The sequence below is a fragment of the Stutzerimonas kirkiae genome, assembly GCF_004327335.1.
Classification (GTDB): Bacteria; Pseudomonadota; Gammaproteobacteria; order Pseudomonadales; family Pseudomonadaceae; genus Stutzerimonas; species Stutzerimonas kirkiae.
In genome coordinates, this window is record NZ_QJUO01000007.1 from 131,216 (window position 1) to 137,215 (window position 6,000).

The window sequence follows — 6,000 nt, forward strand, 5'->3', positions numbered from 1 at the left end:
GAGCAATGGCAGCGCCGAGGCGAAGATTGGCTTAATGACGCTGCGTATGTAATGGTTTTCGACGGTAGTAGCGTTCACCACATGCTTAACTATGGGGGCGACCTGACTGAGTTTGACGATATATTCGAGTCCTTTGGGTTCTACTATGAAATGGGATATTCATGGAGCTTGGGTATTTATCCATTGGAAGGATATGACTTCACTCCGCCCCCGCAGACAACATATTCGCAATTGCTACGGGACCACCGATGGAAACGGAAGGCCGAACTCGTTAGGATGATAGCTCGACACTGCTGTCAAAATTGTGGACTAGCTGCTCGCTTGGAAGTACACCATTGTTACTACGCCCGCATGAATAGTGGCTTCCATCCATGGGAGTATCCAGTGAGCGCTTTAAGGGCTCTTTGTCCCGAGTGCCATGATAAACGCGAAAAAATCGAAATGAGACTCCGTGCTTGGGGTGCAAAACTCACTCATCAGTAGATCGTCCAACTTCAAGAGGGGGGGTGATCATGTTGCCTATTGGCTTGGTAACAATGAGCTATTCGATCTACTGAATAAGGCCAGTCGAAATGAGTGTGAAGAACTGAAGGCCCTGCATCATAGGCTGATTAGTAAAACCTAAGTCTCTTGGTAGTTATCTCGATAGGCCAATTTGTAAATTTAGTTATAGCCTCGATAATATAGGTGCTCTGTTTTTGGATGGTCGCATATGGAAATTAATGATCACGGTATTTTTTGGTGGACAAGCGAGGGGTATGAGGCAGGTAGCGCAACGGGGATTTTAAGCGTAGATCCGGCCGGCGTTATTAAGCTTGAATTACATCAAACTTTGCCAGGAAGAAGTGGGATGGGAGGTGTTTTCGGTGAAATACTTCCGGAGCCCATTACCATATTAGGATGTTTAAAGTCTAACGGGCACTATGTTTTGCTGAAAGGTCTCAGGGCTCAAGGTGGACGGTCTGGACTTATTTCCTTTGAAATATTTTGGGCTAATGAGTGTTTTATTTCTCAGAAGCCACTTGAGTTTATCAATTTTTTTAAATTGAGTATATCGTTAGATGGTTTGCAACAGTGGGTACGGCCGGGCCGGATTGAATTTTATGACTCACTAGATAAGGTGAAAGATGAAGCTCGGAAGATTAAGGTTAATCTCGACCTGAACTCATCTCACGCTTGGCAAATATCATGGGGGCTTGTTGAAATAACACATGACTTTTCTGGTAGCGTACCGGGTCTTCATAGCGAGGCGGTTAATATCGCCATGACTTCTTATTTGAGTTACACGCCTACAATAGATACTACGTGCGATGAATTTTTGGACTGGTATCGATCCGTTCAAGATCTGTTGTTGATTCTAACAAACTCGAACATAACTTTAAGTTGGCCACGGTTGCTATGGCGTAAAGGTGACGAAGTAATTGGCGTTAATTACTACTTTCGTCGTCATGCTCCAACTGGAGCCTTAGTTAAGTGGCATGAGACTTTACTGCCATTTGCTAGGATTCAAGACACCTTTGGTAATATGATAGAGACATGGCTCTCAAAAAGAAAAAGCTTGGGCCCAGGAATCAGTCTTTACTTGGGTACGCGAAGAAATAGGCCGTTGTATGCAGAGCATCGGTTTGTAAATTTGGTATGGGGCTTAGAGGCATTAGATCGGCGTGTAGATTCGTCACGATGTGATGATCTCAAGCTGAAAGAAAAAATCCAAGGTCTCACGGAATTTGTAGAGGCGCGGGAGGATCTCAACCGCAGCGACCGTAAGTGGTTGGTATCACTATTAAAGAGTCGTGGTTTTGAGCGGCCTTTATCGGAAAGGCTATATGAGATGCTGAAGCCTGTAGCTATTGGCATAGATGATGGCGCGCTTAAGGCCTTTACCAAAGCATGCGCAGATATGCGGAATGATTTATCTCATCATGGGGGTGAAAGAGAGCCGGGGGGCTACTCTAATTTTATCAATGATTTGGTAAGCAGAAGTGAGGCATTATCGAAACTTTATTTGCTTCTGATTCTAAGCCTGCTTGGTATTAGTTCAGAGGAAATTGAATTTATAATCTACCGTAACCCTGCGTCGTTTGAATTTTCCGAAGCATTTCGTCAAGCAGGCTTGCTGCCAGAGAGATATTACTGATTTAACAGACCGCTAAAATTGCTCGCTCTAGATTAAAGGAATTATCATACTTAGCTCGTCGTTCGCATGCTGCGGCTTTCACGAGAGTGTCCGGACCTTTGTGTACCTGCTCCAGCGCGATAAATGGCAAGACGATGAAGTTGCACTGATGGGGACAGTTGAAGCATACATGGCCGCTCGACGATAAACGACGATGAGCATGCGACGCTCCGTGAGCGCTTCGATAGCAACCAGATTCTGGAAATTCTGATGCTTGCAGGCTTCTACCGTACAGTCTCGTACATTGCCAATGGCCTTAAGCTTGACTGCCCGATTCCGCCAATTCCAACGTTGACGAGCTTGGGACATGTGTGACGCAGCGTCGCCCACTTCTCCTTATCAGTGATACGGCGGTCTCCAGTGGCTGCTATTGGCCCAGGCTGTGTAAAAACGTGGACCACGCCCTTGCTATGCTGCTGACGGATTTCATAGCGGGAGCGGCCCATGAAGCGTTTCATCCAGGGCGAGTGTCGAGGTCAAAGCACGCTGCTGCCCGAGAGCCTAGATGACTACGTCGCGGACACCAATCCGGTGCGGGTGGGCGATGTGTTCGTCGATGAACTCGACCTCGGCCGGCTGGGTTTCGACGGTGTCATCCCGGCGGAAACGGGCAGACCGGCTTACCATCCTGCCGATCTCCTGAAGATCTACATCTACGGCTATCTCAATCGCATCCAATCCAGTCGCCGTCTTGAGCGAAAGGCGCAGCGCAACGTCGAATTGATGTGGCTGACCGGGCGCCTGATGCCGGATTTCAAGACCATCGCCAATTTTCGCAAGGATAACGGCAAGGCCATCCGTGGCGTCTGTCGGGAGTTCGTCGTGCTGTGCCAACAGCTCGGTTTGTTCGCCGAAGCGCTGGTGGCCATCGACGGCAGCAAGTTCAAGGCGGTCAAAAATCGCGACCGCAACTTCACCAGTGCCAAGCTGCGACGTCGGATGGCGGAGATCGAATCCAGCATCAACCGCTACCTGATGGCGCTCGATACGGCAGATCGTCAGGAGCCTGCCGTTGCTCAGGTCAAAGCCGAACGCCTCCACGACAAGATCGCGACCTTGAAAGCCAAGATGCAGGAGCTCAAGGACATCGAGGTTCAGCTCAACGAAACACCGGATAAACAGATCTCCCTGACCGATCCCGATGCCCGCTCAATGAAGACGCGTGGCACCGGAGTGGTCGGCTACAACGTGCAGGCAGCGGTCGATGCGAAACACCACCTGATCGTGACGCATGAGGTCACGAACGACGGAGTAGATCGAGACCAACTGAGCACCATGGCCAAACAGGCGCGAGAGGCCATGGGTGTCGAGGAGCTCTCGGCGGTCGCAGACAGAGGGTATTTCAAAGGCGAAGAAATCCTGGCGTGCCATGAAGCTGGAATCACTGTTTTCGTGCCCAAGACGCTGACCTCGGGAGCGACAGCGGCTGGCCGCTTTGGCAAAGGTGATTTCATCTAGGACGCAGCCAAGAACGAGTACCGCTGCCCTGCAGGGCAACGTCTGATCTGGCGTTTCTCAAGCATCGAGAAAGGGCTAAAGCTGCACCGCTACTGGAGTTCGAACTGCCAGGGCTGTGCGTTGAAGGAGCGCTGCACACCCAGCTCAGAGCCCGGGTGAGTCGCTGGGAACATGAGTCGGTGCTCGAGGCGATGCAGTCCCGCCTGGATCAGGCACCGGAGATGATGCGCATCCGCCGCCAGACGGTGGAGCATCCGTTCGGTACGCTGAAGGCCTGGATGGGTGCCACCCATTTCCTCACCCGAACGCTCGAGCGGGTGAGCACGGAAATGAGCTTGCATGTGCTCGCCTACAACTTCAAACGGATGCTGAACCTGCTGGGCAATAGTGCGCTGATGGCCGCGATGAAGGCCTGACCCCCCATTGGCGGCCCGCTGAACTCGTCGCACAGTATCGCGGAAGCCGCACTTGCCCGAATCAGTTGGATGACTCGGATCGACACGCTAGGCGCCTATAGGGCCTCTGGGCGCCGCTAAAACAATCCAAATCCCGCTATCCATCACCCGCGCGTTTTTACACAGCCTGGGCCGGTAGCAGTCATCAGCGAGAGGCCATTTGGAACTGCGAGTCAGTGACTGGATATCTCCGGGCGTCGGCAAAGCGAACTGTCGGCGTGTGCGAATAGGTGTCGGAGGGATGCGAATAGGTGTCGGGGCGTGCGAATGGCTGTCGGAGGATGCGAATAGGTGTCGACGGGCGCGAATGGCTGTCGGTTTTGCGTGCGAATCAGTGTCGGTTAGGCATGCGAATTGATGTCGGAACCAATGCGAATACTCACTGTGCATTCAGCAAATGGAGGAGCTCGGGGCTCGCTGCATTGCCGTCGAGCAACCGCGAATACAGCAGCGTGTTGGGATAATCCACTTGTCAGGTTGTAGCCTGTCGATGGCCGCTCAGGTGCTGGCTGACTCGCTTAGCCATGCCGATGAGACTGGGGCTGATCGGATACCGTAGGGCGGGTTGTACCAGGCCTACGAGGAACAGCATCCGGCCTCTGCCCCTGCGTCACCTGTGCGGCTTGCGACGAAACCAGGCTCTGATGGGGCCGAAAAAGTGTGTACTGATGGCGTGTGCGCTGAGACCAGAGTGCTCTTCGAGTAACTCATTTACACAATAAAAAAGGAGCGGAATATGCTGGCTTCACAGGTGCACGTATTGGTGGTTGGGGCAACCTTGCCTGGTCTGGGGGCAGCGATTGCCACACGTGAGGCTGGCGTTGACGTGATCTCCTGTTAGAGAAGGGCAGAACAGAATGTAGGGAAGTAGCGTTGCGTTCGCCGTCGGCGTGTTGAGGAGTGGAGCGCGACTGGTCAGGTCCTGTGCCGGCAATGTCCGGCTCAAGCGTGCCAGAAGCGATACCAGCCGCTCTGCTCGCTCACCTGCAATTCGGTCTGGTAAAGGTCTGACAGCCTGGCATCGGTCAGCACCTCGGCTTTGGGTCCGTCGGCTACCACCTGGCCCTAGTCGAGCAGCACCACGCGCTCGATCTCGGGAATGATCTCGTCGATATGGTGGGTGGTGATGATCATCGCCCGGTCTGCGCCGCAGTACTGGCGCAGCAGTGTCAGCAGGCCGAGGCCGGCACCCATGTCGAGGCCGCTGGTGGGCTCGTCGAGGATCAGTGCCTGTGGCTGGCCCAGCGGGCGGAGCAGACTGCGCGTGTAAAGCAGTGCCAACAGCAGGGTCGCCAGTCCCGCAGCGAGGAGTGCCACGATGACGCCCACTACGGCGTCTGCGCGGGTGCGCTGGGCCTGTGCGGCGGCCGCCTGGTAGTGGCTTGTGTAGAACTGCATAAGGGCGTCGACGCTCTGCGCCTGGCGTAGCGCGTAGTCATCGATCGGGCCGCTCAGGGCGTTGTCAGAACGTTCGATACCACTTTTGATACCAATCGGTGCGTTCGAGTGCGTACTCAAGTGACTGAAAGCCCTGTGATTCCTACGCATACACCACCATGAAAACCCATTTTTTATTGCATGGTGATATTCGCGGTGGAGATCAAAGTTCTTACCTATCAATAACTTAGCTGCGCTTGTTGTGGGCTGATACCAATTTGATACCAATTTCGAGCTTTTCCAGTTCGCCCCAGTCCGAGGTGGAGTTGATCCAACGCGCATATGTGGAGAGCGGCATCTGCACGGAATGGCCGAGCTGCTGGGCAATAAAGGCGGGGTTCAGGCCTGACATCGAGCAGATTGTCGCATACGTATGGCGACAGTTGTATGGCCGCCTGTAGCGCGATCGGTCGTGTCAGGAGCCCAACTCGATGATCGGCACCGTGGGCGCCATGATGGGGCGCACCAGAATGC

General features: G+C 53.4%; 1 protein-coding gene and 3 pseudogenes. 2 read left to right on the plus strand and 2 right to left on the minus strand.

Annotated features, from left to right (window positions below):
* Positions 1-712: 712 nt before the first annotated feature.
* A complete protein-coding gene (locus DNJ95_RS06535) occupies positions 713-2,137 on the plus strand; it encodes an ApeA N-terminal domain 1-containing protein (protein WP_131183918.1) in 1,425 nt (474 codons plus the stop codon).
* A gap of 483 nt (positions 2,138-2,620) precedes the next feature.
* Positions 2,621-4,050, plus strand: a pseudogene (locus DNJ95_RS06540) (IS1182 family transposase).
* 981 nt (positions 4,051-5,031) lie between these two features.
* Here DNJ95_RS06540 and DNJ95_RS06545 read toward each other — a convergent pair.
* Positions 5,032-5,364, minus strand: a pseudogene (locus DNJ95_RS06545) (ATP-binding cassette domain-containing protein); the annotation flags it as partial.
* A gap of 349 nt (positions 5,365-5,713) precedes the next feature.
* Positions 5,714-5,929, minus strand: a pseudogene (locus DNJ95_RS06550) (site-specific integrase); the annotation flags it as partial.
* Positions 5,930-6,000 lie beyond the last annotated feature (71 nt).

Bases quoted from the DNA above. Each gene is read 5' to 3' on its own strand.
- DNJ95_RS06535 (WP_131183918.1), top strand. From the start codon at position 713: ATGGAAATTAATGATCACGGTATTTTTTGGTGGACAAGCGAGGGGTAT.